Source organism: Streptomyces sp. NTD91 (assembly GCF_059510455.1).
In genome coordinates this window covers 86,514-109,316 of the sequence record NZ_JCAJZW010000015.1, presented here as the reverse complement: position 1 = coordinate 109,316, position 22,803 = coordinate 86,514, and the positions used below count along the sequence as shown (strand labels likewise).

Here is a 22,803-nt window from a genome sequence, read left to right as displayed (position 1 = left end):
AGGCCCCCATGGGAACGGTCTGCGGGGCAGTCGGTGCCGGACCGGCGGCGAGCGGCGCGCGGGCCGGGTCCGTTTCCCGGCGCTCCCGGGCACCACCGTGAGCGACGGTTCCTCCGTCCGGCACCCCCCTCGGTACGGGGCCGCGCCCTGTCCGGATCTCGGCGCCCGGCCCGCCCGCCGAGCCCGCCCCTGGCCTTAGATGAGCACGACCGGACGGACAGGGCCGGACGGGCACGGACGTGGGCGGCACGAGGAGTGGGACGTGAGCGGGACAGGTGCGACGAGGGTACTGGTGATCGGCGGCGGCATCGCGGGGACCGCGGCCGCGCTCGGGCTGCACAAGGCCGGACACGACGTCACCGTGTACGAGGCACACCCCGACTCCGGCGAGGACATCGGGGCGTTCCTGACCCTGGCGAGCAACGGCATGCGCGCCCTGGCCCAGCTCGACGCCACGGACGCCGTCACCGCCGTCGGTTTTCCGCTGACTTCGCTGCGACTGCTCGACAGCGACGGCACCGAGCTGACGCACGCGCCGCTCGGCGAGGTCACCGACCCCGACCTGCGCTACCGCTGTCTGCGCCGCGGCGAGCTGAACGCGGCTCTGCAGGGCGAGGCGGTCCGGCGCGGCATCCGGCTGCGCCACGGCGCCCGCCTGGTCGGCGTCACGGACGGCCCGCTCGGCGTCACCGCCCGGTTCGCCGACGGCGGCACCGCCCACGCGGACCTGCTGCTCGGCGCCGACGGGCTGAACTCCACGGTGCGCCGCAGCCTCACCGCCGGTGCCCGGCCCAGGTACGCGGGCCAGCGGATCTTCTACGGCTACTCGGGCGTCGCCGACGGCACCGGTGTGATCACCTTCGTCCGGGGCGCCGAGACCACCTTCGGGTACACGGCGTCTCCGGCCGGGCAGACGTACTGGTTCGCCCGCGTGAGCACGGAACCCCTGCCCGCCGGCGGCTCCGCGCGCCGCGCCGCGTGGCGTGAGGAACTGCTGCCGCTGCTGCGCAAGGACTGCGCACCCGCCGCGGACGTCGTCGCCGCCTCCCAGGGTGCCGTCATGGTCACCGACGCCACCGAGATGCCGCTCGGCGCACTGTGGCACAGGGGGCGCATCCTTCTCATCGGGGACGCCGCCCACGCGGCCTCCCCGGCCACCGGCCAGGGAGCCTCGATGGCCCTGGAGGACGCCGTGGTCCTCGCGAAGGCGCTGCGCGACCTGCCCGATGCCGAGGCCGCGTTCGCCGCGTACGAACGGCATCGCCGCCCCCGGGTGGAGCACAACATCACCGTCAGCGGCGGCCTCTCCCGCGGCACCCGGAACCCGGCCCGTCCCGCTCCCGCCGTGGCCCGTCCCGCGGAACCGGACGAGGCGCTCGTCCACCAACTGGCCTGGGAAAGCCCGCTGCCTGCGGCCCCGCCCGAGCAGCCGTGACACCGGGCGCCGACGCGGACGTACGCGCGAAGGTGCAAGAGGCGGTCGGCGCCGAGCACGCCTTCTTCTCGACCTGCGGCAGCTCTCTGTCCGTGAAGACCGCGATGCTCTCGGTCGCGGGTCCCGGGGAGAAGTTGCTGGTCTCCCACAATGCGCACAAGTCCGTCGTCGCGGCGGTGATCATCAACGGCCGATCTGGGTGCACCCGAAGTTCGACACCGAACGGCACCTGGCCCATCCGCCGGAGCCCGACGACGTCCGCGACCGGCTGCGCGAGCACCCCGACGCCAAGGGCATGCTGCTGATCACGCCCACCGACTGGGGCACCCGCGCCGACATCCGGGGGGTCGCCGACGCCTGTCACGCCCACGACGTACCGCTCATCGTGGACGAGGCCCGGGGGCCCATCTGCCCTTCCACCCGGACCTGCCCACCTGGGGCATGGACGCCGACGCCGATCTGGTCGTCACCAGTGTGCACGGCGGGGCCGTCGAGCAGAGCTCGGTCCTCCACCTGCAGCACGACCGGGTGGCACCCGAGGTGCTCAAACAGCGCGAGGACCTGCTCGGCACCACCAGCGCCTCCTCGCTGGTGTACGGCGCCCTGGACGGCTGGCGGCGGCAGATGGCCGAGCACGGCCACGAGCTGCTGGAGACGGCCGTCCACCGGGCCGAGCGGATCCGCGCCGAGCTGCGGGAGCTGCCGGGGCTGCGGATCATGGGCGGCGAGATCGTCGCGGAGGGGCCGGCGGCCGAGTTCGACCCCCTGAAGATCGTGATCGACGTCCGGGACCTCGGCCTCAGCGGCATGCAGGCGACCGAATGGCTGCGGGCGCACCGGCCGTCGACGTGGGCGGCTCGGACAGCTGCCGGCTGAACGGCTCCATCACCCACGCGGACGACGACGAGACCGAGAAGGTCCTCCTGGACGCCATGCGGTCCCTGGTGGAGGACGCCGCGTCGATCGAGCACCGGCCCGCCGTGCGGCTGCCCGAGCCCCGGACGCTCGAACTTCAGCAGGCGGTCCTGCCCCGTGAGGCGTTCTTCGGGCCCGCCGAGCAGGTGCCCGCCGCTCGGGCCGTGGGCCGGATCTCCGCCGAGATGATCAGCCCCTATCCACCCGGCGTGCCCGTGGTGGCACCGGGCGAGGTGATCACCGGGGACGTGCTGGACTTCCTGCGCAGCGGGGTGGAGCACGGCTTCCTCATCTCCGACGCGGCGGCCCCCTCGCTGAAGACCCTGCGCGTCACGGCCCGCCCGTGACGCGACACCGCCGGTGACCGGAGCCGCCCCTGTCCGGTCGCGCCCGTGACCGACTCCGCGGCCGTCCGTCTCGGACTGCGGCTGACCGGCGCAGCGCCTAGGGTGGCGGGTGTGGGCGGGCGTACGTCGCCTGCCCGGGTCAAGAAGCCGGCCCGCCGACGAAGACACCCTCGGCAGGGGGCACTTGGCCCTGCGCGACGGTCCCCGGGTCCGGACGGCACGTCCGGCGGGCCTTTCGTCCCGGCAAGTCGATGGGAGACGGCCCGACTTCACCCCGACCGGAAATCCGCCCGATTCCCGGTTTCGGACACCCCGGCCCGGGGACCTCGTTACGAGGGCCCGCGTCGACCTCTTTCAGATCCTTTCCTCCGGTGTGTTCGTGTTGTCGGCCGTATGCCCCGGGCGTGGCCACCGCGCGTCGGACGCCCCGCTTCGCCGGTGCCGGGCCCGCCCCCGTGACCAGCGAAGGAAGAGCAGCGATGAGCGAGAGCAACCCCCTGAAGCGAGCGGCGGACAAGGCGGTGGATGCCCTGCGCGGCGACGGCGCGGGTCCGCAGGACGGCATCCCCGGCAAGCCCGGACCCGAAACGCCGTCGGTCGCCGAGCCCACCGAACCCCATGAGCCGCTCCCGCCCAAGCCCGACCAGACCGGCCCGGAGACCGTCTCGCCCACCGGCCGGCCCACCGGCGCCGACCAGGCGTGGATGGCGCAGAGCGGCAGCCATCTGACCAACGCCCAGGGCACCCGGCTGTACGACACCGATCACTCCCTGAAGGCGGGGCCTCGCGGTCCGGTGCTGCTGCAGGACCACCACCTGCGCGAAAAGGTCATGCACTTCGACCACGAACGCATCCCCGAGCGCGTGGTCCACGCCCGGGGCGCCGGCGCTCACGGGGTGTTCCGCAGTTACGGCACGGCCGCGAACGTGACCAAGGCGGCCTTCCTCGCCGAGGGCGTGCAGACGCCGGTTTTCGTCCGCTTCTCCACCGTGCTCGGCTCCCGTGGCTCCTCCGACACCGTCCGGGACACCCGTGGCTTCGCGACGAAGTTCTACACCGGCGAGGGCGTCTTCGACCTCGTCGGCAACAACATCCCGGTCTTCTTCATCCAGGACGCGATCAAGTTCCCGGACGTCGTGCACGCCGCCAAACCGCACCCGGACCGGGAGATCCCGCAGGCCCAGAGTGCCCACGACACCTTCTGGGACTTCGTCACCCTGCACACCGAGGCCACGCACCACACCCTGTGGAACATGTCCGACCGGGGCATCCCTCGCTCGTACCGCACCATGGAGGGCTTCGGGATCCACACCTTCCGGCTGGTCGACGCCGACGGTGGGACCACCCTGGTGAAGTTCCACTGGAAACCGAAGCTGGGCGTGCACTCGCTGGTCTGGGAGGAGGCGCAGATCGTCAACGGCGTCGACCCGGACTTCCACCGGCGGGACCTCGCCGACGCGATCGAGGCGGGCGCTTACCCCGAGTGGGAGTTCGGCATCCAGACCTTCCCCGACACCCCCGACCAGACGTTCGAGGGCATCGACCTGCTGGACCCGACGAACATCGTCCCCGAGGAACTGGCCCCCGTGCAGCCCGTCGGACTGCTCACCCTCAACCGCAACCCGGCGAACTTCTTCGCCGAGACCGAGCAGGTCGCCTTCCACCCCGGCCACCTCGTCCCCGGCATCGACATCACCGACGACCCGCTGCTCGCCGGGCGCCTCTTCTCGTACCTGGACACCCAGATCACCCGGCTGGCCGGACCCAACTTCGCGCAGATCCCCATCAACCGGCCGCACGCACCTGTCAACGACATGACCCGCGACGGCTTCCACCAGGACGCCGTGCACCGGGGCGTGGCCCCCTACCGCCCCAACTCCCTCGACGGCGGCTGCCCGTTCACGGCCGGCGCCGCCGACGGCGCGTTCATCGAGGCGCCGGTGCGGGTGCCGGAGGCGACGAAGGTCCGCGAGGCGCCGGCATCGTTCGACGACCACTTCAGCCAGCCGCGCCGGTTCTGGCTCAGCATGAGCCCGGTGGAGCGCGAGCACATCATCGGCGCCTACACCTTCGAACTCGGCAAATGCTACGAACAGGCCATCAAGGAACGCGGGTTGCAGGTCCTGGCGAACATCGACCCGGAGCTGTGCGCGAGCGTCGCCACCGGACTCGGCCTGCCCGCCCCTGCCCCCACCGTGCCCCTCGCCGACGTCGAGCCCAGCCCCGCGCTGTCCCAGGTGGGCCGCACCTGGCCCACCGACGGCCGGATCATCGGCATCGTCACCGGCCCCGACGGCGACCTCGACGGCGTACAGGCGGCACGCCAGGAGGTGCTGGACGGCGGGATGGTCCCGCTCGTCGTCGCGCCGACGGGCGGCACCCTCGGCTCCGGCACGGACGCGCTCACCGTCCAGCGGACGTACGCCACGGCCCGGTCCGTGGAGTTCGACGCGGTGCTGGTGGCGGGCACCCCGGGGATCGGGGTCGACGCCCACGGCGCGCGTGACGCCAAGGCGGCCCTGCCCGGCGACGGGGACGGCACGCCCGACCCGCGGGTGGGGCTGCTGCTGGCGGAGGCGTACCGGCACGGCAAGGCCATCGGCGCCGCCAAGGGCGGAGAGGTCGCGCTGGAGGCGGCCGGCATCCCCCTCGACGCGCCCGGTGTGATCGCCGGCGACGGCGCCACCACGGTCCTCCAGCAGCTCACCCGGCTGCTCGGCTCGCACCGGGTCTGGGACCGCTTCCCCTCCACCGCCTGAGGGCCGCACAGGGCGAAGCACGCGAAGGGAGCGTCGAGCACGCCGTTCGGCGCAGGTCCCGAACGGCGTACTCGGAGAGGCGTACGGCGCGAGGCACGGCTGTGATGAAAGAGTCCCTCCGTCAACCAGTGAGGCAGATCATGCTTCTTCGCAGTTTCGCCACAACGGCCGTGCTCGCCGGGGTTCTTGCCGTGGGAGGCTCGGCGACCGCCTTCGCGGCCGACCCGAACCCGGTCGGTGTCGCCGACAACAGCCCCGGTTTCCTGTCGGGCAACGTCATCCAGGTGCCGGTCGACATCCCGGTCGCTGCGTGCGGTGACAGCATCGACCTCGTCGGGCTGCTCAACCCGGCCGTCGGCAACACCTGCACCAGCCGGTGACGCGGCGCACGCCGTCCGGGCGCCGGCTCCCGCACCACGGGAGCCGGCGCGCGACCGTGTCACCGGCAGCCCGGGCGGCGGAACAGGGCGGTCCAGAGGAAGTCCTGGCCGAACAGCGGGGAGTCCGCCGGCTCCGGCCGCATCGCGCGTGTTTCGACCTCCTGCAGCCCGCGGAAGATCCGGCGCAGTGACTCGGGGGTGTAGGCGAGGCCGCCGTGCGGGCCGGGATCGCGGTAGAAGGCCGCGTCGGAGAGTTCGGAGCCCATCCGGCCGGCGGCGAAGCAGGTCAGCGCGAAGTGCCCGCCGGGCGCCAGCACCCGCTCCAGCAGCGCGAGATGGCTGACGCGGCGGTGCGGTGGCAGATGGTGGAAGCAGCCGGAGTCGTAGACGAGGTCGTACGGGCCGCACAGCCGGGCGGCGCTCTCCGTGGCCGGGGCGAAGGCGTCGCCGCAGTGGAACCGCAGCGCGCCCGCAAAGTCCCCGGCCTCCCGCGCGCGTTCCTCGCCCCAGGCGATGGCGGTCGGGGAGAGATCGACGGCGTCCACCTCGAAACCCCGCGCGGCCAGGTGCAGGGCATTGCGGCCCGGGCCGCAGCCCAGGTCGAGGGCCCGCCCCGGCACGATCAGGCCGCGGTCCAGGTAGGACACCAGGTTCTCGTCCGGTTTCGCCGCGAAGAACGGCACCGCCCTGTCCCGGTCCGCGTAGAAGCCGTCCCACCACCGCGCCGCGCCCGGCGTCCAGCGGTCGGTCTCCGGTGCGAACAGTCCGTCCAGAAGCCGAAGCACGTCTTCCACCGTGCGGATGTGCCGGTCCATCCCGCCCCCTTTCCACCTGCGCAGAGCCTAGGGCCTTGTCCGACCGTTCCCGTCTGCCGTGCGACGCCCTGCACGCTCCCCCACTGCCTCAAGGGCGCGGGAGGTGCCGCCACTCGCCGCACCGGCCCCGGACCCAGGTACGTCCGGTACGAGGGCCTGGGGCCGGTATGCCGAGGGCACGCACCTGACGCCGCGCGGCGGCCCTTCGGGCAACGACGCGGATGGTCGGACGGGCCCTCCAGGGGCGGGGGCTGCGGAACGCCAGGCCGCGCTGCCGGGACCGAAGGCACCGGCGGGCCTGCGAACGGACGGGGAAGGGGAGTCGGCCCGGTTTCCCCTCCCCGGCCGGCCGGAAGGCCTCCGGGCGTCCGCAGACCGCCGGCCCGGGGCCCGGGGGATCGAGCCGAGGGCGGTTTTCCGACCGTTTTCCGGGCACGTCCGCCCGAGGCCGCGGACGGCTCACTCCCCGGCCGCGGCCGGGGCCTCCTGGCGGGCCTGCGCCTGGTCCGGGCTCGTCGCCGGGCGGCGGAGCGGGCGCAGCAACAGGCGCCTCGCCGGACGCTCCACCGCCTCGTACAGGAGCCACGACAGTCCCAGCGACACCGTGAACACGGTCGCGGTGACCGCGATCCCCGCAAGCGGCCCGAAGTGCGGCTTCGTCCCGAGCAGCGCCGTGGCGGACCGGATCACGAGCAGATGGACCATGTAGAAGGCGAACGACAACTCGCCGAGTCGCACCAGCCGCCGGCGCCGCCACAGCGAGGGCAGGCCGTGCAGGTCCGCCATGGCCGCGGCCGGGATGAGCAGCGTGAACCCGGCGATGGTGCACATGGTGGCGGAGTAGCCGGGAGCGGCCTCGGGGACGAGGAAGTAACCGATGATCGCCAGGGCGAGCGAGGCCTCAAGACCGGGCCCTCGCCACCGGCCGAGCAGCACCAGCCGCGCGCTGACCGCGCCGAGGACGAACTCGGGCAGCCGCGCCGCCGGGAACGAGTACAGCGCGTACGTCCACCAGTGATGCGCGTCCGCCCGGGCCAGCACCGGGATCGCCGCAACCGACAGAGCGCCGAGCACGACCGAACCGCGCGCCCCGAGCCGGCGCAGCAGCAGGAACAGCAGCGGGAAGGCGGCGTAGAAGAACGCCTCACAGGCGAGGGACCAGCTGACCGGGTTCAGTGTCTGCCACCAGGGGCGCCACCAGGAGTGCAGCAGCAGCGCGTTGGACAGCGCCTGCTTCGGCGTCGGCCTCGGCTGGTTCGCCAGCGTGTACGCCATGCCCAGCGCGAGGACCAGGGTGACCAGGTGCACAGGGTAGATGCGCGCGATGCGCCGTCTCCAGAAGGCGAGTGCGCGGTCGCGGGGCCGCGCCGACCAGGTCAGGACGAATCCGGACAGCACGAAGAAGAACGACACTCCGGTGGCGCCGGCGCCGAATCCCCAGGAGACGAGCCGGCCACCGGTGCCTCCGAAGTAGCCGAAGTTGTTCACGTGGAGTCCGAACACCAGCAACGCCGCCATCCACCGCAGTCCCGTCAGGGACGGCAGTGAGGGCCGGGCGGAGGCCGGTGGGTCGCCGGTACGGGTGGGCGGCGTCGTCCGGAGCGTCCGGGTCGTCGCCGTGGTCATCGAATCACCTGCCGCAGAGGGTTGGCGTGGGGCATGAAGGGGTACCTTGCCCGTTCACCCCTGTTCCATCACGCCACATGGCAAACATCACACTCGCTACCGAACGAGGGACCACCGCGTATGCCACGGACTGCCGGACCGGGTGCACCAAGACGAGTGACCCGCGCCCATCGCATTGATCACCCGTGTCCCGAAAACGTACGGGGCACGGCCTGGGCGGTCAGTCTCCCGATGCTTGCCGTCGGGTCGGCCCCGGACGGGTGGACGGAGTGCGGCGACGGGGACCGGTCCTACGGCCGGGGAGCGGGAACTGCAGTGCCGAGTGACCCAGTTGGACCCGGGGCTGATCGCGCGCGGAACAAGCGGCCCGCCCCCGGCCTGAGTACCGCCGCTTCGAAACTCAAGCCGCCTTCCCCGCAAGCGCCTTGACGAGCTGATCACGCGTCATCTTCGACCGGCCCGCCACGCCGGCCGCGCTCGCCCGCTTCTGCAGCTCCGTCTTCGACAGGGACGCCAGGTCCTCGGAGCCCTTCCGGTGGGTGGCTTCCTTCCTGCCGCCGGCCCGCTTCCTGTCGGCGGCCGCTTTCCCGTCACCGCCCTTGCGGCCCCGGGCCCGGCTCTGGTCGACGCTGCGGCTGAGCGCCTCCATGAGGTCGATGACGTTGGTCGCCTCCGGCGGCTCCGCTTCGCCGACGACCTCCTCGCCCTTCCGCTTCGCGGCGACGAGCTGCACGACGCGTTCCTCGTAGGTGTCGTGGTAGTCGCCGGGGTTCCACTCGACGGCGAGCGCGTCGATCAGCTGCTCGGCCGTCCGCAGCTCCTTGCTGTCGCTCTTCGGGCGCCGCTCCGGCAGGTCGGGCACCGCGGAGGCGGGGTCGCGCACCTCGTCGGCCCAGTGCAGGGTGTGCAGGACGAGGACGCCCGGCTGCGCCCGCAACGCGGTCAGGTACTCCTTGCCGCGCATGGTGAGCGTGGCGATCCCGGCCTTGTCCGCGCGGTCCAGCGCCGCCCGCATCAGCTCGTACACCTTCACGTACTCCTTGCCGCGCGGGCCGACGTAGTACGTGCGGTCGAAGTACACGGGCTCGACCTCGTGCAGGTCGACGAACCCTGCCAGCTCGATCACCTTCGACCGCCCGGGTGCGATCTCCTCCAGCTCCTCCGGCTCCACGACGACGTACTCGCCCTCGTCGACCTCGTAACCCTTGACGATCTTGTCCGGGGCGACCTCCTTGCCGGTGCGCTCGTTGACCCGCTTGTTGCGGATCCGGTCCGAACTGCCGCGCTGGAGCTGGTGGAAGTGCACGGTGTGGTCCTCGGTGGCGGTGTACAGCCCTACCGGCAGCGTGACCAGCCCGAAGGTCAGCACGCCGGTCCAGATCGGTCTCGCCATGACTCCTCGCCTCCCGTACCGAGGGTGGCTCCGGGATCCCGGGGGACCCTGAGGCGCTCGGTGCGCTCTGCTGCTTCAGTGGCCCGCTTCCCGTGTCCCCACCTCGCGCGGGATGTCCCACGAGACACCGCCGTTCAGTGCCTTGTGGGTGATGTCGATGCCGGTCTCGGCGCGGCCCGGTGGCGTGCAGGGGGCGAACCTTCCGGCACGGTGGGGCCGGCCCGGTCACGAGGCGCCGTCTTCCGGTGCGCCTGCCGTCCGCCCCCGACGTCGTCGACCGGCGGCGAGGGCCGCCGTCCGTGCCCGTCCCCGCGGACCGGCAGGCCCGATCTCCGTCCGCCACCGCCCAGGCGCACCCGTTCGAAGGACCGTCCGGCTTGCCGTACCGCTCTCGTTGGTCCTGGGACACATGATGCGGGCATGCCCCGGATCCACCGCCGGCCGGCCTCGCGATCGCCCGCCGAACCGCACCGCGTACCGCCCGCCGTGTCCCTGACCGAGGGGCCCGCGGGACCGGCCGGCCGCCGAACGGCCCGCACCGGGCCCGCCGGGAGGAGCCCGGCCGTGGCATCACCGGTCCGAGCCGCAGGAAGGCCGGCGAGCGGCCAGGTGCGGGGCCGGCGTCCTCGGGGTGGCGTGGAGGCGGACGGGGGCGGCGTGACACAGACAAAAATGCATCGTTCGTTTTCTTGAACCGCTCGTGTTTATGAGGGTAGGTTCGCCCCATGACCGCCTCCCCGACCCCGACCACCGCCGAGGAGCTCCGCGGTGCCGGCCTGCGCGTGACGGCAGCCCGCGTCGCGTTGCTGGAGACCGTCCGGGCGGGCGACCACCTCGGCGTCGAGGCGATCGCCTCCGGGGTCCGTGCCCGCGTGGGCCACATCTCCGTGCAAGCCGTCTACGAAGCCCTGCACGCCCTCACCGCGACGGGACTCCTCCGCCGTATCGAGCCGGCCGGTCACCCGGCCCGGTACGAGGGGCGTGTGGGCGACAACCACCACCACATCGTGTGCCGGTCCTGCGGGGCCGTCGCCGACGTCGACTGCGCGGTCGGCGACGCGCCCTGCCTGACCGCCTCCGACGACCGCGGCTTCGCCATCGACGAGGCCGAGGTCGTCTACTGGGGCCTGTGCCCCGACTGTTCCACCGGCCGCAGTTCCTGAGCACCGAGTTCCGCACAGTTCGGAAGGATTGCCATGACTGAGAACCACGACGCGATCGTCACAGACGCGAAGGCGGAGGGGGCGAGCGGCGGCTGCCCCGTCGCGCACGACCGGGCCCTGCACCCCACCCAGGGCGGTGGCAACCGCCAGTGGTGGCCGGAGCGGCTCAACCTGAAGATCCTTGCCAAGAACCCGCCCGTGACGAACCCGCTCGGTGAGGAGTTCGACTACGCCGAGGCCTTCCGGAGCCTCGACCTTCCGGCCCTGAAGCGGGACATCGCCGAGGCGCTCACCACCTCGCAGGACTGGTGGCCGGCCGACTTCGGCAACTACGGCCCGCTGATCATCCGGATGGCCTGGCACAGCGCCGGCACCTACCGCATCAGCGACGGCCGCGGCGGCGCCGGCGCCGGCCAGCAGCGCTTCGCCCCGCTGAACAGCTGGCCGGACAACGTCAACCTGGACAAGGCCCGCCGTCTGCTGTGGCCGGTGAAGAAGAAGTACGGCCAGAGGATCTCCTGGGCCGACCTGATGATCCTCGCGGGCAACGTGGCGCTTGAGTCGATGGGCTTCAAGACCTTCGGCTTCGGGGGCGGCCGCGAGGACGTCTGGGAGCCGGAGGAGGACGTCTACTGGGGCCCGGAGACCCAGTGGCTGGACGACAGGCGCTACACCGGCGACCGCGAGCTGGAGAACCCGCTCGGCGCCGTCCAGATGGGCCTCATCTACGTCAACCCCGAGGGTCCGAACGGCGACCCGGACCCGCTGGCCGCGGCCCGCGACATCCGCGAGACGTTCCGCCGTATGGCCATGAACGACGAGGAGACCGTCGCGCTGATCGCCGGCGGCCACACCTTCGGCAAGACCCACGGCGCCGGCCCCGCCGACGCTGTCGGCGCCGACCCCGAGGCCGCCGGCTTCGAGGAACAGGGCCTCGGCTGGAAGAGCACCTACGGCACCGGCAAGGGCGCGGACGCCATCGGCTCCGGCCTCGAGGTCACCTGGACGAACACGCCCACCCAGTGGAGCAACAATTTCTTCCGCATCCTGTTCGAATACGAGTGGGAGCTGACCGAGTCCCCGGCCGGCGCCAAGCAGTGGCGGCCGAAGGACGGCGCGGGTGAGGGAACCGTCCCGCACGCCCACGACTCCTCGAAGAAGATCGCCCCGGGCATGCTCACGACCGACCTGGCGCTGCGTTTCGACCCGATCTACGAGCCGATCTCCCGCCGCTTCTACGAGCACCCGGAGGAGTTCGCGGACGCGTTCGCCCGCGCCTGGTACAAGCTCACCCACCGTGACATGGGCCCGAAGCCGCTGTACCTCGGCCCCGAGGTCCCGCAGGAGACCCTGATCTGGCAGGACCCGCTGCCGGAGCGCGAGGGCGAGCTGATCGACGACGCGGACATCGCGGCCCTCAAGACCAAGCTGCTCGACTCGGGCCTCACCGTGTCCCAGCTAGTCTCCACCGCCTGGGCGTCCGCCTCCACCTTCCGCGGCAGCGACAAGCGCGGCGGCGCCAACGGCGCTCGCATCCGCCTCGCCCCGCAGAGCGGCTGGGAGGTCAACGAACCCGATCAGCTGGCGCAGGTGCTGCGTGCCCTGGAGGGCATCCAGCGGGACTTCGACACCTCCTCCGGCGCCAAGAAGGTTTCCCTGGCCGACCTGATCGTGCTCGGCGGTGTCGCCGCGGTCGAGAAGGCCGCCAAGGAGGCCGGCTTCGAGGTCGCGGTGCCCTTCACCCCGGGCCGTGTGGACGCCGACGAGGAGCACACCGACGCCGAGTCCTTCGATGCGCTGGAGCCGACCGCGGACGGCTTCCGCAACTACCTCGGCAAGGGCAACCGCCTGCAGGCCGAGTACCTGCTGGTCGACAAGGCGAACCTGCTGAGCCTGAGCGCTCCCGAGATGACGGTGCTCGTCGGTGGGCTGCGCGTCCTCGGTGCCAACCACCAGCAGTCGCAGCTCGGCGTCTTCACCAAGACGCCCGGTGTCCTCACCAACGACTTCTTCGTCAACCTGCTCGACATGGGCACCACGTGGAAGTCGACCTCCGAGGACAAGACCACCTTCGAGGGCCGTGACGCCGTCACGGGCGAGCTGAAGTGGGCCGGCAGCCGCGCCGACCTCGTCTTCGGCTCCAACTCCGAGCTGCGCGCCGTCGCAGAGGTGTACGCCGGCGACGACGCGAAGGAGAAGTTCGTGAAGGACTTCGTCGCCGCCTGGGACAAGGTCATGAACCTGGACCGGTTCGACCTGGTCTGAGCACGGCCGCAAGGGCGTCCGCCCCGACCCGCCCGGGTCGGGGCGGACGCCTTCGTCGTAACGGCGCAGGTCCGCAGGCGCGTCACGCCGTGGGTCAGTGACCGAACACCGCCGCACCGGTTCGGGTACGGGTCGTCCAGGTCGCCGGACGGGGCGCCCTTCGCGGGCACCGGCGTGCCGCCCGCGAGGAGCGGCGTGCCCGGCTTGTCTCTCGGCGCCGGTGCCTGCGCCGGCCGGCCCGCCGGCTGCGAGACGGGCGCGTTGCAGGACATGGCGTGAACGCCGCGCGGTTCAGCCGACGTCGATCACGACCTTGCCCTGCGCGGTGCCGCGCTCCACGGCCGCGTGGGCGTCGGCCACGTCGGCGAGGGTGAAGCGCCGCGGGTCGAGCAGGGGCTTGAGCGCCCCCGCCTCGGCGAGCGCGGCCGCCTCGCGCATGATCTCACCGTGGTGCTCCCGGCCGCGCCCGGTCAGCAGGGGCAGCAGGGTGAAGACGCCGGAGTAGGTCGCCCCCCGGAAGGAGAGTGGCGCGATGCTGTGGGTCCCCCAGCCCAGCGCGCTCACGACGTGACCGGTGTAGGTGCGCACCGCCGTGAAGGAGGCGTCGAGCACGGAACCGCCGACGGTGTCGAAGACGACGTCGAAGCCCTCGCCGCCGGTGTGCTCGGCGACGTACTCCGCCACGGGAGTGCCGGTGTGGTCGATCGGGACGGCTCCCAGGCCTTCGACGACCTTCAGGCGCGCAGGCGAGGCGGTGGCGAAGACCTCGGCGCCGCGGGCACGGGCGATCTGCACGGCGACCTGGCCGATGCCGCCGGCCCCGCCGTGGACGAGGACCTTCTGTCCCGCATGGACACCGGCCCGGTCGACCAGGCCCTCCCAGGCAGTGATGAAGACCAGGGGGAGGGCCGCGGCCTCGCGCATGGTGAGCGCGGCCGGCTTGCGGGCGATCAGGCGGGCGTCGACGGCCGCGTACTCGGCGAGCGAGCCCTGCACGTCGCCGACGCCACCGGTCATGCCGAAGACCTCGTCGCCTGGCACGAAGTCGTGGACGCCGGGTCCCACTTCCTCGACCACGCCTGCCAGATCCAGGCCGAGGACGGCCGGCAGGGTGCGCTCGGCGTGGGCTGCCTTACCGGCCCGGATCTTGGTGTCGAGAGGGTTGACGCCGCTGGCCTCGACCTTGACCATTACCTGGCCCGGGCCGGCGGTGGGCTTGTCGATCTCGCCGAGGACGAGCGGGGTGTCGAATTCCTCGAGAATCACTGCACGCATGACTGCGCCTCTTTTCCTGTTGTGCTGGGGGTGGGGTCGGCGCAGCAGTGCACCGGGTGCGCTCAGGTGTGGGCGGCGACGAGCAGGCGCGCCGCGGCCTTCGCCTCCTCCACGACGGTGCGGTCCTGGAGCAGGCGTCCCGAGGCCAGGGCGCCGTCGATCAGCAGTCCGATGTGCCGGGCGAGGGCGCCGGGGGCGTTTGCGCCGGCCCGCTCACTCAGCTCGGCCAGCCATGCCTGGCGGCGCTGCGTGTGCTGCACGGTGATGGCCCGGGCCTCCGAGTCGAGGTCCGCCTCGACCGCGGCACTGACGAACGGGCAGCCGAAGAAGCCGTGCCGGTCGAAGGCACCCGTGAGCGCGTCGAACAGTCCGACGAGCTGCTCGCGAGGGTCGTCCCCGCTCCGTGCGGCGGCGTCCTGCAGCTGTGCCGTCCAGGAGTCGTCCGTCCTGCGCAGGTACGCCGCGACGAGTTCCTCCTTCGTGCGGAAGTGCGCGTACAGCGTCGACTTGGCGACGCCCGACGCCGCGATCACCTGGTCGATGCCGACTCCGCGCAGCCCGTTCGCGTAGAGCAGCTCGGCCGCCGCCGTGAGGATCCTCTCCTCGGACCTCGTCTTCCTGATCCGCGTTGCCATTCACGCACCTCCTTAATCAAACATACTAGTCTGTCTGATTAAGAGCTCGGTTCGGGCCTGCCCGTTCCCGGACGAGGTCCAGGAGGAGGTCCTCGGCGCCGACCCCGACGCCCGCGTGACCGGCGTGACGGCGCCGACGGGGACGACGGAGAAGGCGCCGGGCAGGCCGCAGCGACCCGAGGCGCTCGCGCAGCAAGGCCAGCCCGGGCTCGTCGACGGCAGCGAAGCGGCGCAGGAAGTCGCTGCGGTCCCGGGCCGGCTCGGGAGGGAGGTCAAGCGCGCGCAGCAGCGTGCCGACGGCGTGGACAGCTCCGGTCATCGGGACGAGCAGCCGGCAGTCAGTGGGTGACATGGCGAGGTCCTCCCGTGGCGGTCGTGCGTGGTGGGGTACGCGAGGAGCCTGCCGCCACACAGGCGGTTCGGGCCGTCGACAGCTCGGTCCGCGGTCGGAACGCGTGCAAAAGGTCGTCGTGGTGAGCGGATCCGGCGTCCGGGTCCACAGCTGTGGCGGCCGGTGCTGCGGTTCTCATCCACACGGACAGTCGTCTTCGGCGGCAAGGCGGTGACGCCGTAGCCACCGGGCCGTTCGCGGGCGGGACACCGTTCCACCGGCGTCCCGCCCTTCGGACGACGACGGCAACGCGACGACAGGTCCTAGTAGAGCGTGTTTCGAAAGTGGCGTCGTCCGCCCGGAGGGCGGGGTCCGCGGCGTCTGGTGCGGTGCATCGCAAGGCGGAGGGTCGTCCTCGTACCGGGCGTACGTGGACGATCCGACAACGCGGCGAGGTGCCGTGCCAGGCGTCGCGGACCAGACGGGACTTTCGAAACACGCCCTAGACCTGCGGACGCGGCTCGTCCGGCTCCAGCGTCGCGAGCTTGTCCGGGTTCGTCACGAGGTAGACCTCGCTGACCCGCTCGCCGTCCGGGTCGAGGTCCATGACCATCACCGCGTGCGGCGAGCCGTCCTCGAACACCACCACCGCCGCGTCCCCGTTGACGTCCCGGTGCTGGAACTCCAGCCCCGCCGCCGAGCGCGCGGCGTAGCCGGTCAGCGCCCGCGCCACCTTCTCCCGGCCGCGGATCGGACGCGGCGCCGCCTGCGCCTTGCCGCCGCCGTCCGTCCACAGGGTCGCCTCCGGCGCCAGGATCTCCAGCAGTGCCCCGAGATCACCGCCGAGCGCCGCGGCCACGAACCGCTCCGTCGCCTGCCGCCGGACCCGGGGATGGGCCCGATAGCGGGGGCGCCGGGCCCGCACATGGGATCGCGCGCGGTGCGCCAACTGCCGTACGGCCGCCGGGCTGCGACCGAGGATGTCCGCGATCTCCGTGTGCGCGTAGCCGAACACCTCGTGCAGCACGAACACCGCCCGCTCCAGCGGCGTCAAGGTCTCCAGCACGACCAGCATCGCCAGGGACACCGACTCGGCGCGCACCGCGCCCTCGGATGCGTCCTCGCCCGATACCGGTCCGGGAGGTCCGTCCGTGAGCAGGGGCTCCGGCAGCCACGGCCCGACGTACGTCTCACGCCGCCGGGCGATCCGCGTCCGCCGCGCGAGCGCGTGCCGCACGGTGATCCGCACCAGATACGCCCGCGGATGCTCGATCTCCGCCGCCTGCCCCGCGTCCCCTGCGCTCGACCGCCCCGCCCAGGACAGCCAGGTCTCCTGCAGCACGTCCTCGGTGTCGGTGACGGAGCCCAGCATGTTGTACGCCACCGCGAACAGCAGTTCGCGGTGGTCGAGGAACGCCCGCGTGGCGGCGTCCGTCCCCGCCGGCGTCCGGTTGTCGGCCATGGCCTCTCCTCACGACGTCTCCCCATCCAGAGGGGCCGCAGCCCCGGAGTGTGACATCGGGGGCCGGTGTGTGCCGTATGTCTCATCCTGCGCCCGCGCTGTCACATCCGAAGCCGCCCCGGCCCTCTCGGTCCACGGCAGCAGCACCACGCAACGAAGGAGCAGCCCATGCGACTCGTCGTCTTCGGCGCCAACGGGCCGACCGGACGGCAGGTCACCGAGCAGGCGACCGCCGCCGGCCACACCGTCACGGCCGTGACCCGCCACCCCGACGCCTTCCCGCTCGCCGGCCCGCGGCTGCGGGTCGCGGCGGCCGACGTCCTCGACGGGGCGGCCGTCGACACAGCCGTGGCCGGTCACGACGCGGTGATCTCCACGCTCGGCGTCCCCTACGGCCGGGCCCCCGTCACCGTCTACTCGACGGGACTCACCCATATCGGCCGGGCCATGACCCGGCACGGCCTGCGGCGCCTGGTGTGCGTGACCTCCACCGTGCTGTTCGACGTGCCCGCACCCGGCGAGGGGTTCCTGTTCCGGAAGGTGATGGAGCCCTTCTTCGTCCGGATCGTCGGGCGCACGGTCTACGACGACATGCGCCGCATGGAGGAGATCGTGCGCACCGGCGGCCTCGACTGGACCGTCCTCAGGCCGGCCGGCCTCTTCGACGCGGACAAGGTCAGCGACTACCGGTTGCACCCCGGCCGGCTGCCCGGACGCTTCACCTCCCGGGCCGACCTCGCGCACGCGCTCGTGCGCGAGGCCGTCACCGAGGGGCATCCGCGCGCCTTCCTCGACGTGCGCACCACCGAGGGCACCCCGCGCATGGTGGACGTCATCCGGAAGGAGGGCTTCGGCAGGTGAGGCCCGTCGCCTACACGGGCCACCCGCCGTAGGGAACGGTGATCAGTTCCATGGCGTGGCCCACCGGATCCAGGAAGTAGACGCCGCGGCCGCCGTCGTTGTGGTTGATCGTGCCGGGCTGCTTCTGGTGCGGGTCGGCCCAGTGCGCCATTCCGCGCTCGACGATCTTCGCGTACGCGGCGTCGAACTCCTCCTCGGAGATCAGGAACGCGTAGTGCTGCGGGGTGATCCGGTCCTCGGGGATGCTGGCGAAGTCCAGGGTGACTCCGTTGCCGAGGGCGACCGCGACGAACGGGCCCCACTCCCCGGTGATCTCGAGGCCGAGCAACTCGCTGAGGAACTCGGCGGACTCGCGGTTGTCCCGGGCATGGACGATGGTGTGGTTCAGCTCGACGGACAAGGAATGCCTCCAGGGCATGTCCCGGCGCCTCCATGCCTCACCCGGCCGGTGACCGGCACGCGACGCCGTGAACGATCATAGGGACGGACGGAGCGACATGTCGACGAGTACCCCGTCCGCTCAGCCGGCCGTGTCCTCGTCCGCGGCACACGCCTTCCGGTCCGCGCCGCCGGGAAGGCCGGTGACCAGCCCGACGAGGCGGTGGCAACGGCTGCTGACGGCTTCCTGACGCACCGCCGGCGAGCGCCGTCGGACGCCTCGGTGCGCCTCGTGCCCGCCGGTGACCGGCAGCGGCACCGGGGGCTGCGCGAGTTGGCCGCCGGGTAGCCGCACCGTGCCGGGGCGACGCGGCCGGCGGCGGACTCACCTGTGGCGACCGCCGCGTGGCCGGCGCACCCCTCCAGCGCGGGCACCGGCGCCAGACCCGGCCGGTGTGCCGCGGCGCCCTTCGGCGTCCCGGCCGTCGCCGGCACGGCCCGGACGCCGAAGGGCGCGACGGGCCGGTACGAGCCGGGCACGAGCCGCGTTCGTCGAGGGCGCGGAGGGGTCCGGAAGGGCGGGTTTCCCCGTACCGCCAGTAATATGATCACCTTGCTTCGGGTGTACCAGTCAGTCAACTTGGTGTGTCTCAGGACGCGCCGTGCCCGGAGAGTGTCCATGTCCTCTGTCAATGACGCGCTGGACGACGCGCGCCTCGCCTACGAGCAGCACGTGCGGACGTGCCGCCAGTGCCATGCCGACGGCGCCGCCTGCGCCGTGGCCAAGCATCTCCTGCGGATCTACAACAACGCCCGCCGGAACCACATGCGGTCGGGAGGGCGGCACGCGGAGCCCAGCTGAAGGGGCTTTTCGGCCCGGGTGATCCGGGAACCCGGTCGCCGTCCCGTCCCCACCGAGACGCAGGAGGCCACCGTGACGGACCAGCACGGTGACCGGCCGAACCCGGTCACCCAGTACCCCCGACCCGAGTTCCCGTCCCAGGACCAGCCGCATCCGGGCTGGACCGGCCCGATGGACCCACCGCCCGACCACGGCGAGGACTCCTACCGTGGATCGGGCCGACTGGACGGCCGCAAGACCCTGATCACGGGCGCGGACTCCGGGATCGGACGGGCGGTGGCGCTGGCCTTCGCCCGTGAGGGTGCCGATGTGCTGTTCACCCACCTCGCCGAGGAGGAGGAAGAGGCCCGTGAGACGTCCCGGCTGGTGGAGGACGCCGGCGGCAAGGCGGTCGCCGTCCCGTGCGACATCCGCGAGGAGGCCAACTGCCGGGCGCTGATCGAGCGGGCGGTCGCCGAGTTCGGCCGCATCGACGTCCTCGTGAACAACGCCGCCTACCAGATGTCCCAGCCGGACGGCATCGAGGCGATCAGCACCGCGCAGTTCGACCGGGTCGTGCGGACGAACCTGTACGGCATGTTCTGGCTCACCAAGTTCGCGCTGCCGCACATCCCGGCCGGCGGCTGCGTCATCAACTCCACGTCCGTGCAGGCGTACAAGCCGAGTCCGCATCTGCTGGACTACGCGACGACCAAGGGCGCGATCGTCACCTTCACCCAGGGACTCGCGCAGATGCTCGCCGAGCGCGGCATCCGGGTCAACGCGGTGGCGCCGGGACCGGTGTGGACACCGCTGATCCCCTCCACCCTGCCGGACACGAAGGAGTTCGGCAGGCAGGCGCCGCTCGGCCGCCCGGCCCAGCCCGCCGAACTCGCCCCGGCCTACGTCTACCTGGCCTCCCCGCAGGCGAGCTACATCACCGCCGAGATCCTCAACGCGACCGGCGGCACCCCGCTGCCGTGACCTCAGGCGCCGTACACCGCACGGACGTCGGCGCGCGGCGGCGGGGCGTGCCGGGCCGCGGGACCCTCGGCGAACGTCCGCAGCAGGTTCTCCGTGGTGCGGGTGACGAAGGCGCGGGTACGGGTGTCCATGCCGTGGTCTCGCCCGAACATGCCCGTCCCGGCCACCAGCCCCTCCACCCAGCGCATGGTGCCGGTCGCGAACACCCCGGCGCCGCTCGCGGCCGTGTAGTACGCCGAGTCGCTGTGGCTGGCCCGCCCGCCGCAGACCAGCGGCGAGTGCGCGATGATCTCCAGCGGGCCGGGGGTCGGCGCGCCGGGCGTGACCCGGTCGTACTCCACACCGACCAGGTGCGCGAAGGCGTCGCCGGAGCGTGCCCCGGTGCCCTCGTACAGCCAGTGGTCGGCGGCCCGGACCACATAAGGGGCGTCGACCGGATAGCCCTCGTAGAGCACGCCGGTCAGGGACGACTCGGGATCCGGGGCCGGCGGCAGCCGGTAGTCGGTGGTGACCAGCGTCGGGTGCGCGTCGTAGCAGGGGTCGGCGCGGTAGTCCGTCTTGTAGCAGACCACCGTACGGTCGTCCGCGGTCTCACCGGCCTCCAGCCGGACCCGGCGGAAGCAGGTGTTCGCGCCGAGGAACGCGATGTTGGTACCGGCGTCCCGGGCGGCCGTCACCCGCGCCCGCTGCTCCGGTGTCCAGTACTCGTCGTGGCCCAGGCAGACGACGGCGTGCGCGCCGCGCAGCACCCCGGCGTCGCGGTGCAGGTCGATGCCTGTCGTGTAGGCCAGCGGGATGCCGAGGCGTTCGGCGAGCACCACCGGCGCCCACTCGTAGACCTGGAACTTCCCGGCGCCCTCGCCGTCGTAGGGGCGGTCGAAGCTCACCGCGAGGGAGCGGGTGGCGTACGCCCCGGACGCGCCGTTGTAGAGGCTGCTGCCGCCCCAGCGGTTGTACGCCTGCCAGGTGGCGGGCGCGTGCATCAGGACCGTACGGCCCCTGCCGTCGGTGGACCGGACGATCAGCGGAACGTACCGCTGGTGGCCGGTGTCCGCCTCCAGACGCAGCAGATAGGCGCCCTCCGGCCAGCCCGAGGTGTCCACCGGCACCGTCCTGGGCCAGTCGGCGCGCACGGTGCGGGTCGCGGGCAGGACACGTGGGGCCGGCTGGGCGCGGCCGGGTATGCGGCCGGACGTCCAGATCCGGCGGGCCTGTCTGCCTCCGTACCAGCCGACCCGGAACGCGGAGACCCGGAACGACGCGGCGGTGGTGGACACATGCAGCCCGAACCGCTCGCCCGGGGTCACGCTCACCCGGTCCGTGTACCCGGCCATCGCGTCCGGCGGGCCGGTGGAGGCCAGACGCCAATCGGCGGTGCCCGGAGCGTCTCGCTCGGTCTCGGGCCGGAGCCGTCCATCGGGTGCCGTCGTGGGACGGGGACGCGGTGGTGACGCCGTGCAGGCGGCGGCCGCGCCGAGACCGGCGCCCGCGCACAGGGTGAGGAAACACCGGCGGCCGAGGCCGTCCGGAGGCGTGGTGTCGTGTGCCGTGGCCACTTCACCTCCCGGGTCCGTGTCAGCCCCAGCGTCCCGGCGCCCGAGTGCCCCGCGCAACCCGCGCGGCGCGCCGGACGCCGGCCGACAGGCCGCGCCGCCAGGGCCGTCCGGGGCGGCCGGGGACTGAGCCGAACGGGTGATCCGGGTCGGGGACCGTCCGAGCCGGTCGCGCGCACTCAGGTGCGGAAGCCGACGTGCACGTGGTCGTGGTGGGTGGCGTCGCTGAAGAACTGACCGGCACCGCCGCCCGGCAACTGCACGGGCCCGCCCACGTTGTACGACCCCGCGGCCGCCGCGTCCCGCATGAACCGCTCGATCAGACCGCGTGGCGTCGCCGGGTCGACGACCGCGTGACCGTCGATCCGCCACACGTCGAAGGCACGGCCGCGGGGATGGTCGCTGGGCCTGCTGGTGCCGAACACGTCCAGCGGATGCCCGGAGCGGACGACGCTCACCTCGAGCCGGTACGTCCGCGCCAGCGCCAGCATCGCCTTTGCCACGCTGGTGTGCACCTGCCCGCTGCGCAGATCCGCCAGGGCGGCGGGCGGCAGCACGATCCGGTCGTCGGACAGCACGCTCCGGACGTCCGGCGCGAGCGACCGGGCGGCCGGTCCGGGACGCGCCGGGCGCAGGGCGTCGACCGTCCAGCCGGACCCCGACCGGGACAGCCGCACGTCGACCGTCGTCCCGCCGGCGCTCACCCTGCCGGCGCGCCGGATCCACTGCCGGCACACCACCAGCACGCTGGCCGACCGCGACAGGATCCCGCCGTACTGCGCGTCGACGACCTGCAGCGCCGCCTGGTCCGCCACCGGCAGCAGCGGCCCGGCGTGACCGACGAGTGCCGTCGACTGCCCCAGCGCGGCGACTCTCGCCCGTGCCGCCGCCGCTCCACCACGCCCCTCGGGCCAGGCGCCGATCGCCTCCACCACCTGCACGGCCCGCAGCTTCGCCGCCGGTTGCACCTCTGCGGAGGTGGGCCGCCACGGTGTGGTGCGGGGCAGAGCGGGGGAGGGCGACGGCGACCCCGTGGCGGTCGTGGCACTCCGGGACGGGCGCGCTGCCGGAGGCGTGCCCCCGGAACAGCCCGCCGCGCCGATGGCGACACCGGCAAGGGCCGCCAGGACGGCACGGCGGCCGGGCGGGGGAGCGGACGGCGCACGACTGCGAGTCATACGGCCCAGTGTCCGCCGTACGGCAGCGGGCCGGCGAGCGCCGGGGCGTCCGGTACGGCGGTGGCGGAGGCCTTCCGACCCGCAGCCGGAGTGGGTCCACGGCCGGACTGGAGTGACGGGAGCGGGGCCGCCGGCTGCACGGGTGTTCCGGCGGCCCGCGTCGACACGCGAACGCGCCCCCGGTCACGGACCGGGGGGCGTCGCTGG

At 72.8% G+C, this 22,803-nt stretch carries 21 protein-coding genes; 12 read left to right on the top strand and 9 right to left on the bottom strand.

What is annotated here, in order from left to right; all coding sequences use genetic code 11:
• The first annotated feature begins 262 nt into the window (after positions 1-262).
• The 6 genes from AC5WRT_RS17965 to AC5WRT_RS17940 all read left to right on the top strand — a co-directional run bounded on the left by AC5WRT_RS17965 (position 263) and on the right by AC5WRT_RS17940 (position 5,836).
• Positions 263-1,435, top strand: coding sequence for an FAD-dependent oxidoreductase (locus AC5WRT_RS17965; RefSeq protein WP_496094460.1), 1,173 nt, complete (start codon positions 263-265; stop codon positions 1,433-1,435).
• Positions 1,432-1,740, top strand: a complete 309-nt coding sequence (locus tag AC5WRT_RS17960; RefSeq protein ID WP_496100388.1) for a hypothetical protein — start codon at positions 1,432-1,434, stop codon at positions 1,738-1,740. The genes AC5WRT_RS17965 and AC5WRT_RS17960 overlap by 4 nt, the downstream gene beginning before the upstream one ends.
• Positions 1,741-1,876: 136 nt before the next feature.
• Complete coding sequence (locus tag AC5WRT_RS17955; protein ID WP_496094511.1) at positions 1,877-2,311, top strand: hypothetical protein; 435 nt, start codon at positions 1,877-1,879, stop codon at positions 2,309-2,311.
• Entirely contained in the window at positions 2,257-2,697 is a 441-nt protein-coding gene (locus AC5WRT_RS17950) for an Orn/Lys/Arg family decarboxylase (protein WP_496094459.1), read from the top strand. Before AC5WRT_RS17955 ends, AC5WRT_RS17950 begins: the two co-directional genes overlap by 55 nt.
• 479 nt (positions 2,698-3,176) lie before the next feature.
• Complete coding sequence (locus AC5WRT_RS17945) at positions 3,177-5,456, top strand: catalase (protein ID WP_496100387.1); 2,280 nt, start codon at positions 3,177-3,179, stop codon at positions 5,454-5,456.
• A gap of 140 nt (positions 5,457-5,596) precedes the next feature.
• Entirely contained in the window at positions 5,597-5,836 is a 240-nt protein-coding gene (locus tag AC5WRT_RS17940; protein ID WP_496094457.1) for a chaplin, read from the top strand.
• Positions 5,837-5,895: 59 nt separating this feature from the next.
• Here the strand turns inward: AC5WRT_RS17940 and AC5WRT_RS17935 are convergent, their stop codons facing one another.
• The 3 genes from AC5WRT_RS17935 to ku all read right to left on the bottom strand — a co-directional run bounded on the left by AC5WRT_RS17935 (position 5,896) and on the right by ku (position 9,670).
• A complete protein-coding gene (locus AC5WRT_RS17935; protein ID WP_496094456.1) occupies positions 5,896-6,651 on the bottom strand; it encodes a class I SAM-dependent methyltransferase in 756 nt (251 codons plus the stop codon).
• Between the two features lie 459 nt (positions 6,652-7,110).
• Positions 7,111-8,277 carry an acyltransferase family protein gene (locus tag AC5WRT_RS17930; RefSeq protein WP_496094455.1) on the bottom strand — a complete coding sequence of 389 codons (1,167 nt, stop codon included), beginning with the start codon at positions 8,275-8,277 and terminating at the stop codon, positions 7,111-7,113.
• A gap of 400 nt (positions 8,278-8,677) precedes the next feature.
• Entirely contained in the window at positions 8,678-9,670 is a 993-nt protein-coding gene (gene ku / locus AC5WRT_RS17925) for a non-homologous end joining protein Ku (protein ID WP_496094454.1), read from the bottom strand.
• A 725-nt stretch (positions 9,671-10,395) separates the two neighbouring features.
• Here ku and AC5WRT_RS17920 point away from each other — a divergent pair.
• Both AC5WRT_RS17920 and katG read left to right on the top strand, forming a co-directional pair.
• Positions 10,396-10,833 (top strand): Fur family transcriptional regulator, encoded by a 438-nt coding sequence (locus AC5WRT_RS17920; protein ID WP_496094453.1) that lies wholly within the window; start codon positions 10,396-10,398, stop codon positions 10,831-10,833.
• A gap of 33 nt (positions 10,834-10,866) precedes the next feature.
• On the top strand, positions 10,867-13,098 hold the full coding sequence (gene katG, locus AC5WRT_RS17915) for a catalase/peroxidase HPI (RefSeq protein WP_496100386.1): 2,232 nt from the start codon (positions 10,867-10,869) through the stop codon (positions 13,096-13,098).
• Between the two features lie 291 nt (positions 13,099-13,389).
• Here katG and AC5WRT_RS17910 read toward each other — a convergent pair whose 3' ends face one another.
• Entirely contained in the window at positions 13,390-14,373 is a 984-nt protein-coding gene (locus AC5WRT_RS17910) for a zinc-dependent alcohol dehydrogenase family protein (protein WP_496094451.1), read from the bottom strand.
• 62 nt (positions 14,374-14,435) lie between these two features.
• Positions 14,436-15,008 (bottom strand): TetR/AcrR family transcriptional regulator, encoded by a 573-nt coding sequence (locus tag AC5WRT_RS17905; RefSeq protein WP_496094450.1) that lies wholly within the window; start codon positions 15,006-15,008, stop codon positions 14,436-14,438.
• Positions 15,009-15,123: 115 nt separating this feature from the next.
• Between AC5WRT_RS17905 and AC5WRT_RS17900 the strand changes: the two genes are divergently transcribed.
• Positions 15,124-15,357 carry a hypothetical protein gene (locus AC5WRT_RS17900; RefSeq protein WP_496100385.1) on the top strand — a complete coding sequence of 78 codons (234 nt, stop codon included), beginning with the start codon at positions 15,124-15,126 and terminating at the stop codon, positions 15,355-15,357.
• 484 nt (positions 15,358-15,841) lie between these two features.
• Here AC5WRT_RS17900 and sigJ read toward each other — a convergent pair whose 3' ends face one another.
• Positions 15,842-16,801, bottom strand: a complete 960-nt coding sequence (sigJ, locus tag AC5WRT_RS17895; RefSeq protein ID WP_496094448.1) for an RNA polymerase sigma factor SigJ — start codon at positions 16,799-16,801, stop codon at positions 15,842-15,844.
• A gap of 168 nt (positions 16,802-16,969) precedes the next feature.
• Between sigJ and AC5WRT_RS17890 the strand changes: the two genes are divergently transcribed.
• A complete protein-coding gene (locus tag AC5WRT_RS17890) occupies positions 16,970-17,662 on the top strand; it encodes an NAD(P)-dependent oxidoreductase (protein WP_496100384.1) in 693 nt (230 codons plus the stop codon).
• A gap of 10 nt (positions 17,663-17,672) precedes the next feature.
• On the opposite strand, the gene AC5WRT_RS17885 is transcribed toward AC5WRT_RS17890, so the two are convergent.
• A complete protein-coding gene (locus AC5WRT_RS17885) occupies positions 17,673-18,062 on the bottom strand; it encodes a VOC family protein (RefSeq protein WP_496094504.1) in 390 nt (129 codons plus the stop codon).
• 657 nt (positions 18,063-18,719) lie between these two features.
• On the opposite strand from AC5WRT_RS17885, the gene AC5WRT_RS17880 reads away from it, so the two are divergent.
• Together AC5WRT_RS17880 and AC5WRT_RS17875 are read left to right on the top strand one after the other, a co-directional pair.
• Complete coding sequence (locus AC5WRT_RS17880) at positions 18,720-18,902, top strand: hypothetical protein (protein WP_496094446.1); 183 nt, start codon at positions 18,720-18,722, stop codon at positions 18,900-18,902.
• 72 nt (positions 18,903-18,974) lie between these two features.
• Positions 18,975-19,865: an SDR family oxidoreductase gene (locus AC5WRT_RS17875; protein ID WP_496100383.1), complete on the top strand. Its 891-nt coding sequence runs from the start codon at positions 18,975-18,977 to the stop codon at positions 19,863-19,865.
• 2 nt (positions 19,866-19,867) lie between these two features.
• Here AC5WRT_RS17875 and AC5WRT_RS17870 read toward each other — a convergent pair whose 3' ends face one another.
• Together AC5WRT_RS17870 and AC5WRT_RS17865 are read right to left on the bottom strand one after the other, a co-directional pair.
• Positions 19,868-21,421 (bottom strand): N,N-dimethylformamidase beta subunit family domain-containing protein, encoded by a 1,554-nt coding sequence (locus AC5WRT_RS17870; RefSeq protein ID WP_496100382.1) that lies wholly within the window; start codon positions 21,419-21,421, stop codon positions 19,868-19,870.
• Positions 21,422-21,597: 176 nt separating this feature from the next.
• Positions 21,598-22,596 carry a hypothetical protein gene (locus tag AC5WRT_RS17865; RefSeq protein WP_496100381.1) on the bottom strand — a complete coding sequence of 333 codons (999 nt, stop codon included), beginning with the start codon at positions 22,594-22,596 and terminating at the stop codon, positions 21,598-21,600.
• Between the last annotated feature and the right edge of the window lie 207 nt (positions 22,597-22,803).

Bases quoted from the DNA above. Each gene is read 5' to 3' on its own strand.
- AC5WRT_RS17935 (WP_496094456.1), bottom strand. From the start codon at position 6,651: ATGGACCGGCACATCCGCACGGTGGAAGACGTGCTTCGGCTTCTGGAC.
- AC5WRT_RS17880 (WP_496094446.1), top strand. From the start codon at position 18,720: ATGTCCTCTGTCAATGACGCGCTGGACGACGCGCGCCTCGCCTACGAG.
- AC5WRT_RS17865 (WP_496100381.1), bottom strand. From the start codon at position 22,596: ATGACTCGCAGTCGTGCGCCGTCCGCTCCCCCGCCCGGCCGCCGTGCC.
- sigJ (WP_496094448.1), bottom strand. From the start codon at position 16,801: ATGGCCGACAACCGGACGCCGGCGGGGACGGACGCCGCCACGCGGGCG.
- AC5WRT_RS17955 (WP_496094511.1), top strand. From the start codon at position 1,877: ATGGACGCCGACGCCGATCTGGTCGTCACCAGTGTGCACGGCGGGGCC.
- katG (WP_496100386.1), top strand. From the start codon at position 10,867: ATGACTGAGAACCACGACGCGATCGTCACAGACGCGAAGGCGGAGGGG.
- AC5WRT_RS17950 (WP_496094459.1), top strand. From the start codon at position 2,257: ATGGCTGCGGGCGCACCGGCCGTCGACGTGGGCGGCTCGGACAGCTGC.
- AC5WRT_RS17910 (WP_496094451.1), bottom strand. From the start codon at position 14,373: ATGCGTGCAGTGATTCTCGAGGAATTCGACACCCCGCTCGTCCTCGGC.
- AC5WRT_RS17940 (WP_496094457.1), top strand. From the start codon at position 5,597: ATGCTTCTTCGCAGTTTCGCCACAACGGCCGTGCTCGCCGGGGTTCTT.
- AC5WRT_RS17920 (WP_496094453.1), top strand. From the start codon at position 10,396: ATGACCGCCTCCCCGACCCCGACCACCGCCGAGGAGCTCCGCGGTGCC.
- ku (WP_496094454.1), bottom strand. From the start codon at position 9,670: ATGGCGAGACCGATCTGGACCGGCGTGCTGACCTTCGGGCTGGTCACG.
- AC5WRT_RS17945 (WP_496100387.1), top strand. From the start codon at position 3,177: ATGAGCGAGAGCAACCCCCTGAAGCGAGCGGCGGACAAGGCGGTGGAT.
- AC5WRT_RS17890 (WP_496100384.1), top strand. From the start codon at position 16,970: ATGCGACTCGTCGTCTTCGGCGCCAACGGGCCGACCGGACGGCAGGTC.
- AC5WRT_RS17905 (WP_496094450.1), bottom strand. From the start codon at position 15,008: ATGGCAACGCGGATCAGGAAGACGAGGTCCGAGGAGAGGATCCTCACG.
- AC5WRT_RS17930 (WP_496094455.1), bottom strand. From the start codon at position 8,277: ATGACCACGGCGACGACCCGGACGCTCCGGACGACGCCGCCCACCCGT.